Annotated in this window: 18 protein-coding genes; 5 read left to right on the forward strand and 13 right to left on the reverse strand. The window is 68.0% G+C overall.

All coding sequences use genetic code 11. The features are described from left to right. Positions 1–57 precede the first annotated feature (57 nt). The 4 genes from E3O42_RS13920 to E3O42_RS13935 all read left to right on the forward strand — a co-directional run bounded on the left by E3O42_RS13920 (position 58) and on the right by E3O42_RS13935 (position 2,749). Positions 58–528, forward strand: a complete 471-nt coding sequence (locus E3O42_RS13920) for an NfeD family protein (protein ID WP_134454515.1) — start codon at positions 58–60, stop codon at positions 526–528. Continuing rightward, the gene (locus E3O42_RS13925) at positions 512–1,510 is read left to right on the forward strand and encodes an SPFH domain-containing protein (protein WP_134454516.1); all 999 of its coding nucleotides are present in this window, start codon (positions 512–514) and stop codon (positions 1,508–1,510) included. Before E3O42_RS13920 ends, E3O42_RS13925 begins: the two co-directional genes overlap by 17 nt. After that, positions 1,500–2,252 carry a glycerophosphodiester phosphodiesterase family protein gene (locus E3O42_RS13930; protein WP_134454517.1) on the forward strand — a complete coding sequence of 251 codons (753 nt, stop codon included), beginning with the start codon at positions 1,500–1,502 and terminating at the stop codon, positions 2,250–2,252. The genes E3O42_RS13925 and E3O42_RS13930 overlap by 11 nt, the downstream gene beginning before the upstream one ends. Before the next feature lie 134 nt (positions 2,253–2,386). Further along, a complete protein-coding gene (locus E3O42_RS13935) occupies positions 2,387–2,749 on the forward strand; it encodes an RNA polymerase-binding protein RbpA (RefSeq protein WP_088456196.1) in 363 nt (120 codons plus the stop codon). 49 nt (positions 2,750–2,798) lie between these two features. Here E3O42_RS13935 and lnt read toward each other — a convergent pair whose 3' ends face one another. The 10 genes from lnt to E3O42_RS13985 form a co-directional block, all read right to left on the reverse strand. Then, positions 2,799–4,400, reverse strand: coding sequence for an apolipoprotein N-acyltransferase (gene lnt, locus E3O42_RS13940; protein ID WP_241984840.1), 1,602 nt, complete (start codon positions 4,398–4,400; stop codon positions 2,799–2,801). Positions 4,401–4,409: 9 nt separating this feature from the next. Continuing rightward, the gene (locus E3O42_RS13945) at positions 4,410–6,854 is read right to left on the reverse strand and encodes a DEAD/DEAH box helicase (protein ID WP_134454518.1); all 2,445 of its coding nucleotides are present in this window, start codon (positions 6,852–6,854) and stop codon (positions 4,410–4,412) included. 8 nt (positions 6,855–6,862) lie between these two features. Then, positions 6,863–7,657, reverse strand: coding sequence for a twin-arginine translocase subunit TatC (gene tatC / locus E3O42_RS13950; protein WP_241984841.1), 795 nt, complete (start codon positions 7,655–7,657; stop codon positions 6,863–6,865). A gap of 5 nt (positions 7,658–7,662) precedes the next feature. Further along, positions 7,663–7,905, reverse strand: a complete 243-nt coding sequence (tatA, locus tag E3O42_RS13955) for a twin-arginine translocase TatA/TatE family subunit (protein WP_134454519.1) — start codon at positions 7,903–7,905, stop codon at positions 7,663–7,665. Next, on the reverse strand, positions 7,899–8,240 hold the full coding sequence (locus E3O42_RS13960; RefSeq protein ID WP_134454520.1) for a hypothetical protein: 342 nt from the start codon (positions 8,238–8,240) through the stop codon (positions 7,899–7,901). The genes tatA and E3O42_RS13960 overlap by 7 nt, the downstream gene beginning before the upstream one ends. Further along, positions 8,240–9,259, reverse strand: a complete 1,020-nt coding sequence (locus E3O42_RS13965) for a helix-turn-helix transcriptional regulator (RefSeq protein WP_134454521.1) — start codon at positions 9,257–9,259, stop codon at positions 8,240–8,242. Before E3O42_RS13965 ends, E3O42_RS13960 begins: the two co-directional genes overlap by 1 nt. After that, on the reverse strand, positions 9,256–10,281 hold the full coding sequence (locus tag E3O42_RS13970; RefSeq protein ID WP_134454522.1) for a helix-turn-helix transcriptional regulator: 1,026 nt from the start codon (positions 10,279–10,281) through the stop codon (positions 9,256–9,258). The genes E3O42_RS13965 and E3O42_RS13970 overlap by 4 nt, the downstream gene beginning before the upstream one ends. 75 nt (positions 10,282–10,356) lie before the next feature. Next, complete coding sequence (locus E3O42_RS13975; protein ID WP_134454523.1) at positions 10,357–11,322, reverse strand: FKBP-type peptidyl-prolyl cis-trans isomerase; 966 nt, start codon at positions 11,320–11,322, stop codon at positions 10,357–10,359. 106 nt (positions 11,323–11,428) lie between these two features. Beyond that, the gene (locus E3O42_RS13980; protein WP_134454524.1) at positions 11,429–12,430 is read right to left on the reverse strand and encodes a tRNA (adenine-N1)-methyltransferase; all 1,002 of its coding nucleotides are present in this window, start codon (positions 12,428–12,430) and stop codon (positions 11,429–11,431) included. Further along, complete coding sequence (locus E3O42_RS13985; protein ID WP_255455114.1) at positions 12,427–13,158, reverse strand: HAD family hydrolase; 732 nt, start codon at positions 13,156–13,158, stop codon at positions 12,427–12,429. Before E3O42_RS13985 ends, E3O42_RS13980 begins: the two co-directional genes overlap by 4 nt. A gap of 82 nt (positions 13,159–13,240) precedes the next feature. Between E3O42_RS13985 and E3O42_RS13990 the strand changes: the two genes are divergently transcribed. After that, positions 13,241–14,185: a PAC2 family protein gene (locus E3O42_RS13990; protein WP_134454525.1), complete on the forward strand. Its 945-nt coding sequence runs from the start codon at positions 13,241–13,243 to the stop codon at positions 14,183–14,185. A 99-nt stretch (positions 14,186–14,284) separates the two neighbouring features. Here the strand turns inward: E3O42_RS13990 and mshC are convergent, their stop codons facing one another. The 3 genes from mshC to E3O42_RS14005 are packed head-to-tail and all read right to left on the reverse strand — an operon-like array spanning position 14,285 to position 17,810. After that, positions 14,285–15,565: a cysteine--1-D-myo-inosityl 2-amino-2-deoxy-alpha-D-glucopyranoside ligase gene (gene mshC / locus E3O42_RS13995; RefSeq protein ID WP_134454526.1), complete on the reverse strand. Its 1,281-nt coding sequence runs from the start codon at positions 15,563–15,565 to the stop codon at positions 14,285–14,287. A gap of 13 nt (positions 15,566–15,578) precedes the next feature. Continuing rightward, positions 15,579–16,433 (reverse strand): undecaprenyl-diphosphate phosphatase, encoded by an 855-nt coding sequence (locus E3O42_RS14000; RefSeq protein WP_134454527.1) that lies wholly within the window; start codon positions 16,431–16,433, stop codon positions 15,579–15,581. Between the two features lie 51 nt (positions 16,434–16,484). Further along, positions 16,485–17,810 carry a M20/M25/M40 family metallo-hydrolase gene (locus E3O42_RS14005; RefSeq protein ID WP_134454528.1) on the reverse strand — a complete coding sequence of 442 codons (1,326 nt, stop codon included), beginning with the start codon at positions 17,808–17,810 and terminating at the stop codon, positions 16,485–16,487. Positions 17,811–17,864: the final 54 nt, after the last annotated feature.

Here is a 17,864-nt window from a genome sequence, read left to right on the forward strand (position 1 = left end):
GCCCAACACCTCCAAGTGCTAGCGTCAGGTGCAAGCGACGCTAAGAGGGGCGGCGACATGGTGGATTTGACGGACTACCTGTGGATCGTATGGCTGGTGTTCATCCTGGTCTGCGTCATCATCGAGCTACTCACGCTGGATTTCACCTTCCTGATGATCGCCGTCGGCAGCGTCGCCGGGCTGGGCGCGAACCTGCTCGGCTGGGACTGGTGGGTGCAGATCCTCGTCGCCGGCGCCGTGTCGATGCTGCTGCTGCTGCTGATCCGACCGGTGCTGTTGCGCTTGATGGCCAGGAACGCCGCGTCGGTGCCACCGAGCAACGTTGCCGCGCTGATCGGCATGGGCGGGCGGGTGTCCTCCACGGTCGCCGAGCTGGGCGGCTTGGTCAGACTCGACAACGGCGAGACCTGGACAGCCCGCCTGTCCCCCGACCGGGCCCAGACCCGCATCGATCCCGGTGAGCGGGTGCTCGTGTCCGCCATCGAAGGCTCCACCGCTGTTGTCGTCCCCGATGAAAGGACCGATTAACGTGCCAAGTCTCGATCAACTCCTTCTCCAGATCTTCGTGCTGGTCCTCATCATCGTCGTCCTGGTCTTCGTCGTGGTGGTGCTCGTACGCACCATCCGCATCATCCCCCAGGCCAGTGCCGGTGTCGTCGAACGCCTCGGCAAGTACCACAAGACCCTGATGCCCGGACTCAATATCCTGGTGCCTTTCGTCGACCGGGTACGGCCACTCATCGACATGCGGGAACAGGTGGTGTCCTTTCCTCCGCAGCCGGTGATCACAGAGGACAACCTGGTGGTGTCGATCGACACCGTCGTCTACTTCCAGGTCACGGATGCCCGCGCCGCGACCTACGAGATCACCAACTATCTCGGCGCGGTCGAGCAGCTCACCACGACCACTCTGCGCAACGTGGTCGGGGGGCTCAACCTCGAAGAGGCGCTGACCAGCCGGGACAACATCAACGGTCAACTTCGGATCGTGCTGGACGAGGCCACCGGGAAGTGGGGCATCAGGGTCGGCCGGGTCGAGCTGAAGGCCATCGACCCGCCGCACTCGATCCAGGACTCGATGGAGAAGCAGATGCGCGCCGAACGAGACCGCCGGGCGCTGATCCTCACCGCCGAGGGCACCAAGCAGTCCGCCATCCTCACGGCCGAGGGCGCGCGCCAGGCCTCGATCCTGCAAGCCGAAGGCCAGGCCAAGGCCGCCGTCCTGCGGGCGCAGGGTGAGGCGGAGGCGATCACCACGGTCTTCAAGGCCATCCACGACGGCGATCCCGACCCGAAGCTCCTCGCCTACCAGTACCTGCAGACCCTGCCGAAGCTGGCCGACGGCACGGCGAACAAGCTCTGGATCGTGCCGAGCGAACTGACCGAGGCGATGAAAGGCATCGGCAGGGCCTTCGGCCCGAATCCGGTACCCGGTTCCCACCCGGGCGCCGCCACAGCCGAGCCGTCGGGGGCTCCCCCGGAAACACCAGTGCCCGGACATGACCGCTGACCTGGCAACCTTCCTGTCCCCGCCGGGGCCGCGCATCCTCGCGCACCGCGGGCTCAGCACGCAGGCGCCCGAAAATACCCTGCTGGCGTTCCTGCAGGCCATCGTCAGCGGGGCGACGCACCTCGAAACCGACGTGCACGCCAGCCGCGACGGCGTCGCCGTGATCAGCCACGACCCCGTCCTGCCCAACGGCGGACCGGCCGTGAACGCGCTGACGATGGCCCAGCTCGGCCGGATCGACCTCGGCGCGGGCCAGACCTATTGCTCGCTCGCGGAGGCCCTGGCCGCTTTCCCCGAGGCGCGGTTCAACATCGACGTCAAGTCCGCCGACGCCGTGCTGCCGGCCGCGCGTGCCATCCGGGCGGCCGCCGCGTCCCGCCGGGTGCTCCTCACCTCGTTTTCTGAGAGCCGGCGACGCCGAGTGCTCCGGGCCGTTCCCGGCGCGACGACGTCGGCCTCCGCCCAGGGGATCGCCCTGATGCTGGCCGCAATCGGCCTCCGCCAGCACTGGGCGCTCCCCCGCATCCTGCGCGGGATCGACGCCATCCAGGTGCCGCTGCGGGCCGGACGGCTGCGCATCGTCACTCCCCGTGTCATCAGCCGAATGCATGCAATCGGGGTGGAGGTGCACGTGTGGACGGTCAACGACCCGGCAGTGATGGCCCGGCTGCTGGCGCTGGGCGTCGACGGGCTCGTTACCGACCGCTGCGACCTCGCTGCCCACGTCGTCGCACGGCGGTGAACACGGCCCGCCGGTCAAACGGAGCGAAACAGATGCGGTTTCTGAGAGATCCCCGGGAGATCGGCGGTAACGGAAAGATAACGCACAGCTTGATGGTTTACAACTGAGAATGCATCGCGAGAAGGGACCACACGATGGCAGACCGTAGTTTGCGTGGCATGAGGTTGGGTTCACAGAGCCTGCAGAGCGAAGAGGGCGTGACCTTTTCCCCACGCGTCAGTCACACGTATTTGTGTGCAACGTGCGAACGCGAGACGGTGATGATTTTCTCCGCCGAAGCCGAGGCACCGGATGAATGGGAGTGTCGTTTCTGCTCCCAGACCGCAACCAGGTTGGTTGATTCGAAGCCAGTGGTCGTCGACCACTCCGACGAAAAGATCGCCCGCACCCACTGGGACATGCTCCTGGAGCGTCGCACCCGGGCCGAGCTCGAAGAGCTGCTGGAGGAACGCCTTGCGGTCCTGCGTCAGCGTCGGGGCCAGAAGGTCGGCGCCTAGCCACCTCAGCGGGCAGCCTGGCTCCCGCACTCAGACCTGACGGCGTCGGCTAACCCCGGCGCCGTTTGCGTATCTTCGCGCGGTCGGCGCCCACCTGCCCGGCCGACAGGCGGGGGCCGCCGTCGGAAAGAGCCAGGGTTCGGGCCGAGACGATGCAGAGCAGCATCCCCGCCAGTCCGAGACCGGAGACGAACCATTCCAGGGGCCGGCCGACGGTCATCGCAGGGGTGTCCGAGATGCTCAGCGGAACGGTCTGGATCATGGCCCCGGACACCCAGGTGGGCAGGCTGTCGAGGGTCTCGCCGTCCGGCGTGATGATCGCGCTCGTGCCGACAGTCGAGATGTTCACCACGGTTCGTCCGGCCTCGATCGCGCGGAGCCGCGCGATCGCCAGCTGCTGCACCGATTCGTCGGTGCGGCCGAAGTCGGCGTTGTTGGTCTGGGCCAGGATGATCTCGGCGTCGTCGTCGATCATCTCGTTCACGAGTTGGTCATCGGCGATGTCGAAGCAGATGGCGATTCCCGCGATGATGCCGTCGATGTCGAAGACATTGTCCCGTGTGCCGATCTCGTAGTCCCGGGAGACAAGGTCGATGAGATCGGGTGCAAACGGCCGCCAGAAGGCCCGGTCCGGCATGTACTCCGCGAAGGGAACCGGGTGCACCTTGTCGTAGAGGTCCACCGCACCGTCGCCGGCCTTCCAGAGTAACGAGGTGTTGTAGAACTTGCCGTCACGCTCGGTGATGGTTCCGGCGATGAGTGGAGCATTCATGGCCCGGCTGATGTAGTCGGCCACCCGTGCGGAGTCTGCGGACCGGAGCGGGTCGACGTCGATGCCGTTCTCGGGCCAGACGACGAAGTCCACCGGCTCGCCCACCAGCGGCAGGGTCGCCGACACGTGGTCGTTCAGGATCTGGCCGGGCGAGTTCTGCGCGAACAGGCCGGCGTCGGAGGCGCCCTGCACGGCCGCGATGCGGGCGGTCCCGCTCTGCAGGGTGGGCCACGCCGGGAACGCCAGCAGCAGGGCGACCGCGGCCACCGCTATCGCGGACCGGCCCCCGACGCGCACACCGGGCTCCCGGCACAGTTGCACGGCCAGGGCGCTGAGCCAGACCATGACGAAGCTGAGACCGGACATCCCCACCCAGGCGATGAGTCCGTTGAACGGGCTCTCGGATTGGGAGATGGCGACGCGGCCCCATGCGAAACCGCCGTACGGCCACACCGCGGAGATGGCTTCCCGAGCCGTCCACAGCCCTGCCACGACGACAGGGAGCATGCCGAGCCGGCCGGTGACGGACGGCCAGACCCGCGGGCCGAGGTTCAACACCACCCCGGTCAACGCCAGGCCGACGCCGAAAAACAGCGCCTCGAGGCCGGCCAGGGCCAGCCAGGGCACCGGACCGAGGTACAGGGTGAGCCAGCTGATGTGGATGAGCCAGAACGACAGGCCGGCCACCATGCCGACGAGAAGACCCGTCCACGGCCCACGGCCCAGCAGGGCCAGGAGCATCAGCACCACACCGATCGGAGCCAGGATCCACCAGTTCCGGTCCGGGAATCCGCCGTCCAGGATCGCGCCCGCGCCGGCGGCAAGCAGAATCGCCGCCCACAGGGGCAGGCCGGTGCCGCGCTGTATGCCCGTCTTCACTTCAACAGCCTATGCGACCGAGGAATACGCGACGATGCCGCGCCGGATGGAGTCCATCGCCACCCGCGCCGTACGACCGACGGGGCCGTCCGCGACGAGCGAGAGCTGGTCGAGCAGGTCGATGGTCTGCTTGGTCCAGCGCACGAAGTCTCCCGCCGCCATTTCCGCCTCTTCCAGCACCAGCCCGAGCGAGTCGCCCCGCGCCCACTTCCACATCGCCAGGCTCAGGCCGCCCGCCAGGGGATTGCTGCCGGGCAGTTTGTGGTCCCGTTCGAGGTCGTCGAGTTGGCTCCACAGGATCTGGGTGGCGTCCAGGGCGGGCCGGAAGGGGCCCTTAGGCAGGAACCGTTCGTCGGTCATACCCTCGTCGCGGCGGGGCTCGAAGACCAGGGCGCAGGCCATCGCGGCCAGGCTCGGTGCGTCGAGGGAGTTCCAGAGGCCACGGCGCAGGGACTCGGCCACGAGCAGGTCACGGTCGGCGTAGATGCGGCGCAGGATGCGGCCGCTCTCGCTCAGCGTGACCGCGCGGCCCTCGCCGGGCAGGAGGTAACCGAAACCGAGCAGCACATCGGTGACCCTGTCGAAGACCCGGGCGACGGCCCCGGTGCGGACCGTGATCTGGCTGGTCAGGGCCTCGGTCTCCCGGGTCAGCTTCCACCAACGCTGGGCCCAGCGGGCGTGAGCCTCGCGCTCAGGGCAGCTGTGGCACGGGTGCGCGCGCATCCGCTTGCGCAGGCCGGCAAGTTCCTTCTGGCGCCGGTCCCGGCCGCGGGCGTTCGAGTCGGCGGCCGCGTTCTCCCGTTCCAGGTCGGACAAAAGTCGGCGGATGCCGGAGTACTCGGTGAAGTCGCCGAGGTGGCAAGCCATCGAGGTGGCGTAGCCGTCGAGCGAACTCTGCTGCTGCCGCACCCTCCGGGCCAGGTCCACAACGGCGCGGTCGGCCTGGAACTGCGCGAACGAGGACTCCAGAACCTCCCTGGTGTGTTCCCGGCCGAACTGGTCGATGAGATTGACGGCCATGTTGTAGGTGGGTTTGAAGCTCGAATTTAGCGGGTACGTGCGCCGGGAGGCCAGCGAGGCGACGGCCTGCGGGTCCAGGCCCTGCTGCCACTGGATGACGGCGTGCCCCTCGACGTCGATGCCGCGGCGACCGGCGCGACCGGTGAGCTGGGTGTACTCCCCCGGCGTGATCGGCACCCGCGCCTCCCCATTGAACTTCTCGAGCTTGTCAAGCACCACGGTGCGGGCCGGCATATTGATGCCCAACGCCAGCGTTTCCGTGGCGAAAACGGCTTTGACCAGTTTTTTCTGAAAGAGCTCTTCGACGACTTCCTTGAACGCGGGCAGCATGCCGGCGTGGTGGGCGGCGACCCCGCGTTCGAGACCGTCGAGCCATTCCCAGTAGCCGAGCACGGCGAGGTCCTCGTCGAGCAGGGTGCGGCAGCGTTCGTCGACGATCTGCCGGATCTCCTCACGCTCGGCGGTGTCGGTGAGGCGCACCCCGGCGCGGAGGACCTGGCGCACGGCCTGATCGCAACCGACCCGGCTGAAAATGAAGAAGATCGCGGGCAGCAGGTGCTTGCCCTCGAGCATCCGCACGATCTCCGCCCGATCCATGCGTCCGGACTCCGCTTGCGCGCGTTGCTGGTGGTACCGGCTCTGGTTCGAACCGCGGCGCCCGGAGCCTGACCTGTCGGAGAGCGGGCGGCCGCCGGCCTGGGCCAGGCGGACCAGCTCCGGATTCACCCGATGGGTTGCGGCCAGTCCTGACGAGTCGAACAGGTCAAGCATCTTGCTCTTGACCAGAACGTGCTGATCCAGCGGTACCGGTCGTTCTTCGGAGACGATGACGTCGGTGTCACCGCGCACGGCCTGCAGCCAGTCGCCGAACTCCTCCGCGTTGGACACCGTCGCGCTCAGCGACACCATCCGAACCGACTGCGGCAGGTGGATGATGACCTCTTCCCAGACGGCCCCGCGGAACCGGTCGGCCAGGTAGTGCACCTCGTCCATGATCACGAAGGCGAGATTGGTCAGCAGGTCGGAATCGGCGTAGAGCATGTTGCGGAGCACTTCGGTGGTCATCACGACGATCCGGGCGCCGGCGTTGACGTTGGTGTCTCCCGTGAGCAGGCCCACCTGGTCTGCGCCGTACTCGGCCACGAGCTCCTGGAACTTCTGGTTGCTCAGCGCCTTCATCGGCGCGGTGTAGAAGACCTTGGCGGTGGGCCGCTGCATGGCCAGGAAGATGGCGAACTCGGCGACGACGGTCTTGCCGGCGCCGGTGGGCGCGGCGACGAGCACGCTGTTCCCCGCCTCGAGCGAGGCCCCCGCGGCCAGCTGGAAGGAATCCAGGTCGAAGCGCAAGCCCCGACGGAAGGTCTCGAGTTTGGGGGTCTGCGCCCGCAGGCGTGCTGCCGTGTACCGGTCCGCCGGCGTCTGGATGTCTGTCATCTGATGCGCTAGAGCGCCAACTCCCGTTCGAGGGCACGAGCGCGCCGGGCGGCTCGCTTGTCGTGCAGGTACGCGATTGAGTACGCGGCGAAGTACAGCACGATCATCGGCACGGCGAGCATGAACATGGAGACCACGTCGGCGGCCGGGGTGGCGATGGCGGTGAAGAGGATGATCACCAGAACGGCGATGCGCCAGGACTTGATGATTGAGGCGGCACTGATCACCCCGGCGAAATTGAGCAGGACCACGAAAACCGGCAGCACGAAGGCAATCCCGATGGCGACCAGCAGTTTGAGGGTGAAGTCCAGGTAGTTCTGGGCGTTGATGAACGCCGCGTCCTCGGGAGGCGCGAAGCTCGTCATGAGGCCGACCACCTGGGGCAGCACATACCAGCCGGCGGCACAGCCGGCAAGGAACAGGGGCACCGCCGTCAGGACGAAGCCGTAGACGTACTTCTTCTCGCCGCGGGTGAGGCCCGGCATCAGGAACGCGAAGATCTGATAGAGCCACACGGGGCTGGACACCACCAGGCCCACGTAGAACGCGATCTTCAGCTTGAGGTCGAAGGCGGAGGTGATGTCCGGGTAGTTGATCTGCGCGTTCCGGGCCTGCGCCTCGATGATGGCGTAGATGGGCTGGCGCAGGGCGTCCCAGACTGCCTCGGAGAGTATCCAGCCGATGATGCCGCCGATGAGGATGCCGGCGGCGGCGCGGAACAGGCGCTTGCGAAGCTCGACCAGGTGCTGTCCGAGCGACATCGTGCCCGCACGGTTCGCACGCTTGGTGGTGCGTACGGCCACGGGAGTTAGGACTTCGTCTGGTCGCCCGGGCCGACGGGCCGCGTCGTGCCGTCAGCGGAATCCGGGTGCGCCGTCGTACCGGTCTTGTCTGCGGGCTCGTCGACGGTGTCGCTCTTGATCTCGTTCTTGAAGATCTTCATCGACTGGCCGAGGCTGCGGGCCAGGCCGGGAAGCTTGGGCGCACCGAACAACAGCAGGATGACGACGAGGATGATCAGGAAATGCCATCCGGTCAGATTGCTCAACATGAGGGCCAATCCTCTGGCTTGTAGGGAGTGTGTTGGATTAGTTTACCCCGGTTGATTGCGAGATCCCGCCGGTGTGCCCGCCGGTGCGCACGCTCGAGGCGCGCCTGGTCGATCGCGGCGGCCAGTACCCGGCGCTTCTGGAATACCGCCGGGTGGAACGGGGCGCCCGGCACCCCGGTGTCGAGGTCGAGTTCGGCCAGCTGGTCGCCGAGGTCTTCGAGGGCGCCCATGGTCGCCATCAGCTTGCGAAACAGGTGCACGGCGAACCAGACCAGCATCGCGATGAGCCCGGCGACCAGCAGCGTCCAGATCAGGATCCAGGACCAGACCGGCATCAGCGCGGCGCCCCATCGGCCTGCTCGGTCTGCGCTGCCGCCGAAGTCTCGTACCTGGCGGCACCGGCGGCGGCCCAGTCGGCGACGGTCTGCCTGGCCAGGCCCGGATCCACCACGGTGACAACGCCGGCCAGACCGGCTACGAGCCGCTTGAGGCCGTGGAAGTGCGACACCCGTACCTCGGCCCTGGACAGTTGGCCGTCGGCGGCCGGACCGTGAGGAACCGGCCCGTAGTCGGCGAGAAGTTCCAGGGCCGCGGCCGGCAGCTCGATCGTGACGGTGAGGTCGTCAGCGGAGCCCTCGAACAGGGTGTCCGGCAGGAGGACGCCGTCATCGTGGGAGTCCGCCGGCACAACCGTGGAGCGCAGGTTGCTCATCCGGTCGAGCCGGAAGGTGCGCATGGCCTCGCGCAGGTGGCACCACCCGCGCAGGTACCAGTCGCTGTCGACGGATTCGATGCGCAACGGGTCGACGCAGCGGTGCTGGGCGGTACCGCGGGAGTTCAGGTAGTCGAATTCCACCTGGGTGCCCGCACGCACGGCGGCCTGGATGACCGCAATCGCCACGTCGGCGTCGGTGCGAGACACCGCGAGCTGGCTCGGCGCTCCCGTGGAACTGCGGGTGAGCTTGGCCATCAACGTGGCGATGGCGTCCCGGTCGCCGTTCTCGGGGAGGGCGGACAGGTACTGCAACCCGGCGATCAGAGCGGCAGCCTCCCGCGCCGAGAACCGGGGCGAATCGTCGATGGCGACCAGGTGGGTGAGGACGATATTGTCGTTGGTCTCGAATTCATCCCACTGGATGTCGAAGAGGTCGCCGTGCAGGTACTGCCGGGTCTCCCCCGGCACACCCGACATGGCGATGAGGTTCACCGCGTCACGCACCCGCTCGGGGGTGACCCCGAAGTGGTCGGCGACGGCCGTCACGCTCACCCTGTCGTGGTCCATCAGGAACGGGACGAGGGAGAGCAGGAAGGTGAGCTTGTCGGACGCTCCGAGCGTCACGGGCTTGGCGTTCATCGTGCGACCTCCGTCTCCGGCAGTGGGGCGTGACTGTCCCGCACCTGGCGGAGACGGCCCAGGACGGCGTCGATCAGGGTGGGCGGGGAGAGCACGAAGACCTCGGGTCCGTAGCCGGCCAGCTCGTCGGCGAGGATGTTGACGTCGGTGTAGTGCAGTTCCACGCTGTCTTCGGCGCGGCCGGGCTCACCGCGCTTGCTCAGCCGCACCGCAGCATCCGAGCCGGGTTCGACGGTGATCAGCGCGACCTGGGCCTGCCACAACGCGTCGAGTTCGGCGAGGGCCCGTTCGCCTTGGCCGTCGTCGGCCGGCAGGACGGTGAGACCGGGCACGGTCACGACGGGACCGACGATCCTGGCGAGCAGGAAGGTACGGGTGGCGCCGGCATCCTGATCGGCGCCGTACAGGTGCCATCGGCCCTCGTGCAGCACCACGGCCAGCGGCGCGATGACCCGGCGGCGCGGCGCGCTCTCGCCCGGCTTGAGGTAGAGGAAGGCGACGACCTGGCCGCGGTCCATGGCCTTGCCGAGCGGTTCGAAGGATGACTCGCGGGCGCGCAACGACGGCGCGTAGCCGATCACGGGGTCGCTCGAGTCGATGCCGAGCGAGTTGAGCTTGGTGAGCGCACGGCGGGACTCGGCCGAGAGGGACCCCTCACGCCACACCGCGGCGGCGAGTTTGAGCAGCATGATCTCGTCGGGCGAGAACGAGATGTCTGCGGGCAGGTCGTAGAGCCCCTTGGGGATGCGGTAGCGCAGGTGGTGATTGCTGCCGGGGTCGTCGGGCGACTCGATGGTTTCGAGGGGGATGCCGAGTTCGCGGATGTCGTCCTTGTCCCGCTCGAACTGCCGCTCGAGGCTGGCGTTGTCACCGCCGACCCGGAACCGTTGCCGATATCCCTGCACGGTCGAAAGGATATCGGCCTTTGTCAGGCCGATCTGGGTGGCAATGAGCGCAAGGACCAGGCTGAAGAGGCGTTCCTCGACAGTGACGGGGTGCGGCAGGTCTGGGGTGGGCGACACGTACGCGATTCTATCGGTGGTGCACTCAATGGTCGGCCCGTCCCGCGGGGAACGCGGGACGGGCCGGGAAGCCGGTTAGTCGACGCCGAGGATGTCCACGACGAACACCAGCGTGGAGCCGGCCGGGATGGTGTCAGTGGCCTGGTCGCCGTACGCCTGGTCGGGCGGGAGAACGGCCACGATCTGGGATCCGACGGTCTGGCCGATGAGGGCGTTCGCGAAGCCGGGGATCACACCGCCCTCGGTGGTGGAACCATCCGCGGCCACGAAAGCGGCCGGAGCTCCGGCGGCCCAGCTGGAGTCGAAGACCTCCTTCGAATCCCAGACCACGCCGGTGTAGTGCACGGTGACGGTCGACCCGTCGGTGACGGTTTCGCCGTCGCCCTTCTTGAGCACGCCGATCTTCAGCTCGGTGGGCGGCTCCGCCGAGGGAATCGTGATGCCGGGGGTGCCGTCGTCCGCGAGGACCACGGCGGGCAGGCCAGCGACGGGCAGCTGGTCGGCGCCGTCGGCGCGGGTGAGGTAGGCCTTGACGACGTCGAGCACGAACACGAGCGAGTCGTCTTCGGCGACGCCGATGTCGGCGTTGCCGCCGGACGGGCCGAAGGCGTCTGCCGCAGACGCGACGACGGCGACCCGGGAGCCCACCTGGGCGCAGAGCAGACCGTCGGTCAGTCCGGTAAGGGTCTGGTCGTTGAGCACGAAGCTGGCCATGGTGGTGCCGTCGTACGAGCTCTGCTCGATGGCTTCACCCGTGGTGGCGTTGAAGACGCTGAGGTCGACCTGCACCTTCTGGCCTTCGGTGAGGCCGGGGCCGGTGCCGTCGATGATCTCGCTGCGCTGGGTGGTGTCGGTCTTGAGCGGGGTCGGGAAGTCGACCGTGGGGGCCGAACCGAACTCCCCGGTCACCTCCACCAGCTTGGACGCGTCGCCGGAGGACACCGGAGCCGTGCAGTCGGAGTTGTCGGGGCCGGCGCTGCAGGCGGTCAGGGTCGCGAGCACCAGGCCGGCGGTTGCGATAAGTGCGGGAACTTTACGCACGGGTCCTCATTTCGATACGGGAAGGCGGCAGCGTGATGCCGTCGAGTGACTTTCAGGGTGAGAGCTGGCGGAAACCGCTGGTGCGGGCGGCGGGCCGAAGCCCATCCTATCCGGCGTCGAGGTCGCGGGCCTTGGAGAGTGCCGCGCCGTTCTCGGCAGTGCGGTTGCGCTTGCGCATCACCTTGGCGCTGACGGACCGTTCGCCGAGAGCGCCCGGCGTCCACAGCTCGACATCGGCGTCACTGAAGTCGGTCTTCGAGGGGCGACGCTTGAGCTCGGGCAGGATCGTGTCCGGTGCGAGGCGGCGGGCGGTGATGAGGAAGCCGGTGTGCCCGATCATGCGGTGGTCGGGACGAACCGCGAGGCCTTCCACGTGCCAGCCGCGCACCATCGTCTCGTGTGAATCCGGGTTGGTGTAGTTGCCGGTGGCGCGAATGGCCTCCGCGACGCGGGACAGCTGGGTGACGGTGGCCACGTAGCAGAGCAGCACTCCCCCGGGCTTGAGCGCGTCGGAGACGACATCGATGCACTCCCACGGAGCGAGCATGTCGAGTACGACCCGGTCGACGGACTGCGCCGGCATGGTCTCCGGCAGCGTGTCGGCGAGGTCGCCCAGCGTGATGGTCCAGTTCCGCGGGTCGGTGCCGAGGAAGGTGGCGACGTTGGAGCGGGCCACGTCGGAGAACTCCTCCCGGCGTTCGAAGGAGGCCAGGGTGCCGGCCGGGCCGATGGCGCGCAGCAGCCACAGCGACAGGGCGCCGGAGCCGACTCCGGCCTCGACGACCGTGGCGCCGGGGAAGATGTCTGCCTGGGCGAGGATCTGGGCGGCATCCTTGGGGTAGATGATGGCCGCGCCGCGGGGCATGCTCATCACGAAGTCGATGAGCAGCGGGCGCAACGCGAGGTGTTCGACGCCGACGTTGTTGGTGACGACGGAGGCGTCGGGCCGGCCGATGATGTCGTCGTGCTCGAGGATGCCCCTGTGGGTGTGGAAGGTCTTGCCCGGTTCGAGGGTGATGGTGTTCAGTTTGCCCTTGGGGCCGGTGAGCTGAACTCTGTCGCCGGCGCGGAACGGACCGCTGTTCTGGATGACCTGGTTGTCGCTCATGCGCGTGTTGCGTCCTCGGTATGGGTATTGGTGCGGGTGGATGGGGAAGATCGTCGGGTCTGGTAGACCTCGGTCAGGGTGGCCAGCGAGGTGCCGGTCAGGCTCTGCACCAGCGTGTAGTGCTCACTCTGCTCGATAGGCACCATGTGCGGAACGGCGATGACGACGGCGCCGGAGGCGACGGCCGCCGCGACGCCGGGCAGGGAGTCCTCGATCGCGACGGAGTGCCTGGGGTCGACGCCGAGGACGCCCGCGGCGGTGAGGTAGGCCTCGGGGTGCGGCTTGCTCTGCTGCACCATGTCGCCGGAGATGATGGTGGCGAAGGCGGCGAAGCCGACGAGGTCGGCGATCTGGCGGGCCATCCGCTGTTCGGACATGGTGACCAGGGCCATCGGCATCCCGGCCCCGTGCAATTCGGTCAGCAGCTCGTGCGCCCCGGGGCGCCACGGGATGCCGGCGGAGCCGAGCTGCTCCTGCACCCGCGTGGTGAGCAGGTCGACGATGGCCTCCGCGGCCAGGTTCACCCCGCGGTTCTGCAGGATGGCTGCGGAGCCGAGCATGCCGGAGCCGACCAGCAGCATGGCGTCCGCGTGCGTCCAGACGCCACCGAAGGACTCCACGAGCTCGTGTTCGGCGCGCATCCAGTACGGTTCGGTGTCGACCAGGGTGCCGTCCATGTCCCAGAGAACGGCGGCTGGTGGGGGCGAGAATGCGGGGATCAGTGTCACGGGGTTCAAGTTTAGGGGGCACGGCCTATCCTTGGAGGAGGCCGCCCAGTCGCGGTGGCCGGAATACACGAGGTTTCGCGCAGTGACAGACGGCAATGGGTTCCTCAGCGGGCGTCTCCTGGTGGTCGCCTTCGAAGGCTGGAACGATGCGGGCGAAGCCGCAACGGGCGCCGTGAGTACGCTGAAAGAGCTCCTCGACGTCGAAGAGGTCAAGCGCATCGACCCCGAGCTCTACTTCGACTACCAGTTCAACCGCCCCACCATCTCCACCGACGAAGACGGCCGCCGGGTCATCGAGTGGCCCAGCGCGGTCATGTACGGCCCCGTCGTTCCCGGTGCCAGCGGGGTTCCGTTGGCCGAGGATGCGCAGCTCAAGGTGAGCGGCACCAACGCCGGCAACATCTACCTGCTGGTGGGCACGGAGCCCTCGCGCAGCTGGAAGAGCTTCACGGCCGAGATCCTGGACTCCGTGCTCGCCGCCGACGTGAGCGGGATCGTCTTCCTCGGCGCGATGCTGGCGGATGTGCCGCACACCCGGCCGATCTCGATCTTCGTCTCGAGCGACAACCCAGAGGTGCGCGCAGAGCTGCAGATCGAGCGCAGCAGCTACGAGGGGCCCGTCGGCATTCTGAGCGTGCTTGCCTCGGCGGCGGAGACCGTGGGAATCCCGAGCCTGTCGATCTGGGCGTCCGTGCCGCACTACGTGCACAACGCCCCGTCCCCCAAGGCCATGCTCGCCCTGATCGACAAGCTCGAGGAGATCATCGACGTCGTGATCCCCCGCGGCGACCTGGTCAGCGACGCCTCGGAGTGGGAGACGGGCATCGACGCTCTCGCCGCCGAAGACGAGGAGATGGCCGCGTACATCGGTCAGCTCGAGCAGGCCAGGGACACCGTCGACTCACCGGAGGCGAGCGGCGAGGCGATCGCCCAGGAGTTCGAACGGTACCTGCGCAAACGTGGCGACGGTCAGGGCGGTTGGGCCGACGGCCGCCAGGGCCCCGGCCCGGAGCCGCGCCAACCCTAGCCGGTCGCCCGTCCTCCCCGACGTGCCCACCTGAGGACGAGTTGCCCCGGCATAGCGGGGCAGCTCGTCCTCAGGTGGGCAACTCGCGGGGTAGGCGGGCTAGAGCTTGACGCCCAGGAGTGCGTCGATCGCGGCGGCCACGAGGGCGCGGTCGTCGACTCCGGCCACCGCCGCCTCGTCCACAGCGGCCAGGGCACCCCGGGTATCAAGATCGTCGACCAGCGCGGCACGCATCCGCTCGACAACGGCCGCGGCGCTCGCAAACGCCGAGACAGCAGCACCGGCCGCGGTGTCGGCCGGGCCGAAGGCCAGCGTCCAGGCTGACAGGCGAGCCTCGGCGTCCACCAGCTGCTGCGCGGTCCACTCCCAGTCCGTGCGGTAGTGCTGGGCCAGCAGGGCGAGGCGGATGGCACGCGGGTCGCTGCCCCCGGCCCGAAGGCGGGAGACAAGAACCAGGTTGCCGAGCGACTTGCTCATCTTCTCGCCCTGGTAGGCGACCATTCCGGTGTGGCTGTACACCTGGGCCAGCGGATGCCCCGACAGTGCGGCGGCGTGGCCGGCGCTCATGTCGTGGTGCGGGAAGATCAGGTCGCTTCCGCCGCCCTGCACCGTGAAGTCGGTGCCGAGTTCGGCGAGGGCGATGACCGAGCACTCGATGTGCCAGCCGGGGCGGCCGGCGCCCACGGGTGAGTCCCAGGCCGGCTCTCCGACTCTGGCGGCGCGCCAGAGGAGCGGGTCGAGCCTGTCGCGCTTGCCGGCCCGGTCGGGGTCTCCCCCGCGCTCGGCGAACAGGGTGAGCATGGGGCCCGGCTCGAGGTTGCTCTCGTCGCCCAGGGTCCACGGCGCCTGGCGCTCGGCCGCGCGAATGTCGAAGTACAGGTCGGCGCCGGGCCCGTCGGGTGTCGGCAGGGCATCCGGCGTTGGCACCTTGTAGGCCAGGGCGGACTGGCGCAGTTTCAGCACCGCGGCGCTGATGTCGTCGATGACGTCGGTGACGGCCACGAAGTCGTCCGGCGGGATGATGCCGAGCGACTCCATGTCGGCCCGGAACAGGTCGGTCTGCTCCCGGGCGAGATCGCGCCAGGCGACGCCCGTGGCCGTTGCCCGCTCCAGCAGTGGGTCGTCGACATCGGTCACGTTCTGGGCGTAGTGCACCCGGTAGCCGCCGTCGCGCCACACCCGCTGCAGGGTGTCGAAGGCGAGGTAGGTGGCGGCGTGGCCCAGGTGGGTGGCGTCGTATGGCGTGATGCCGCAGACGTACAGCCTGGCCACATCCGTCGGTCGGGCTTCGACGATCGAATCCGTCGCCGTGTCATGCAGGCGCGGAGCGGCGGAGAGTCCCGGAATTGACGGGATGACGGGGTGTGACCAGGCGCGCATGCTTCCAGCCTAACTACGCCGTGATGGTATTCGTGCCCAGCAGGATCATCACGAGGATGCCGAGTGCGATGCGGTAGACCACGAACGGCATGAAGCTGCGCTTGGAGATGTAGTTCATGAAGAAGCCGATCACGAACAGCGCCACGACGAACGCCACGACGGTTGCGACGAGGGTTTCCAGCGGGCCGAACAGTTCGGGCGTGCAGTTCGCGGCGGCCGCTACGCACGGTTCCTTGATGGACTTGTAGACCTGGTAGAAGCCGCTGCCGAGGACCGCGGGGATCGCGAGCAGGAACGCATAGCGGGCGGCGGCGGCCCGCTCATAGCCGAGGAACAGGCCGGCCGTGATGGTGCCGCCGGAGCGGGAGACGCCGGGGATGAGTGCCAGCGCCTGGGCGAAGCCGAAAATGACGCCGTGTCCGACGGTGAGGTCGTCCAGTTTTCGGCGCTTAGCACCCACGTAGTCGGCGACGCCGAGCAGTACGCCGAAAGCGATGAGCATGATCGCGGTCACCCACAGGTTGCGCAGGCTGGTTTCGATCTGGTCCTGGAAGAGCAAGCCCAGGATGACGATGGGCAGGGTGCCGAGGATGATCAGCCAGCCCATGCGGGCATCCGGATCGCTACGTGGAACCTTGCCGGCCAGGGACTTCGCCCACTGGCCGATGATGCGCACGATGTCGCGCCAGAAGAAGATCACCACAGCCGCCTCGGTGCCGATCTGGGTGATCGCGGTGAATCGGGCGCCGGGGTCCTCGCCGGTGCCGAGGAACTGACCCACGATGCTGATGTGGGCGCTGGAGGAGACCGGCAGGAATTCGGTCAGACCCTGGACCAGGCCCAGGATGACCGCGTTGATGAAGTCCACGTGATACTCGTTTCGCTTGTGCGGTGTGCTGGCCGTTAGCGCGACAGCGGGCTAGTACGTCGTCAGCAGATCGGTCAAAACCGTCCTGCCAAACACTAATGCGTCCAGTGGCACGCGCTCATCAACGCCGTGGAACAGTGCCGGAAAATCCAGATTCGCTGGGAGCTTCAGCGGGGCGAAGCCGTATCCTTTGATGCCCAGTTTACTCAGCGCCTTGTTGTCGGTGCCGGCGGGCATGAGGTACGGCAGCACCGGTGCGCCCGGGTCGTGGGTGTCGAGGGTCTGGACGATCCGGTCGATCAGGGGGCCGGCGAACTCGGTTTCGAGCCCCACATCACGGTGCATCACCACGATCTCGATGTCAGGGCCGACCAGCTCGGCCAGCTCGGCCAGCACGGCGTCTTCCTCGCCCGGTAGGGAGCGCACGTCAATGAGGGCCTCGGCACGGTCGGGGATGACATTGTGCTTGTAGCCCGCCTGCAGCACGGTCGGGTTCATGGTGGTGCGCAGGCTCGCCTGGATGAAGCCGGATGCCGTGCCCGTCGCCAGGGCCAGTTCGTCCGGACCCATGGACTGCGGCTCGACACCGAGGATTCGCGCGATCTCGGAGAGCAACTGCCGGGTGGTGTTCGTCAGGCGGATCGGCCACTGGCGGCGCCCCACTTTGGCGACGGCCTCGGCGAGCCTCGTGATCGCGTTGTCGGTGACCAACCGCGACCCGTGCCCGGCCGGGCCGTGCGCGACGAGTTTGAGCCAGATGAGAGCCTTCTCACCCGTTTGCAGCAGGTAGGCCCGTTCCCCGCCGATGCTGATCGAGTATCCGCCGACCTCGCTGATGGCCTCGGTCGCTCCGGCGAACAGGTCCGGACGGGTGTCGACGAGGTGGTGCGAGCCGAACACTCCCCCGGCCTCCTCATCGGCGAAGAACGCGATGATCAGGTCCCGCTCGGGCTGGCCGCCCTGGTCGAGCACATCCGTGAGGGAGGCCAGGATCATCGCGTCCATGTTCTTCATGTCGACAGCGCCGCGCCCCCAGAGCATGCCGTCCTTGATCTCGCCGCCGAACGGATCCACCGACCAGTTCGCCGGATCGGCGGGCACCACGTCGAGATGACCGTGCACCACCAGGGCGCCCGTGCTCCGGTCGCGGCCTGGCACCCGGGCGACAACGCTGGTGCGACCCGGCTCCGAATCGAACAACTCCGGCGCCAGTCCCAGGGCACGCAGCTTCTCAGCTACGTACTCCGCGGCATCCGTTTCGCCGTTGGAGCGGCCCTCACCGTAGTTCGTGGTGTCGAACCTGATGAGATCGCGGGCGATCTCGGTGGTCAGGTCGAGCGTGTCGGCCGAAGCGGGGCTGGTGGCGGGGGCTGTCATGATGTTCACGCTACCGGGCATCCGGGCGGCACCGGCTGAAGCGGTCCTGCACGG

The sequence above is a fragment of the Cryobacterium adonitolivorans genome, assembly GCF_004402695.1.
Classification (GTDB): domain Bacteria; phylum Actinomycetota; class Actinomycetes; order Actinomycetales; family Microbacteriaceae; genus Cryobacterium; species Cryobacterium adonitolivorans.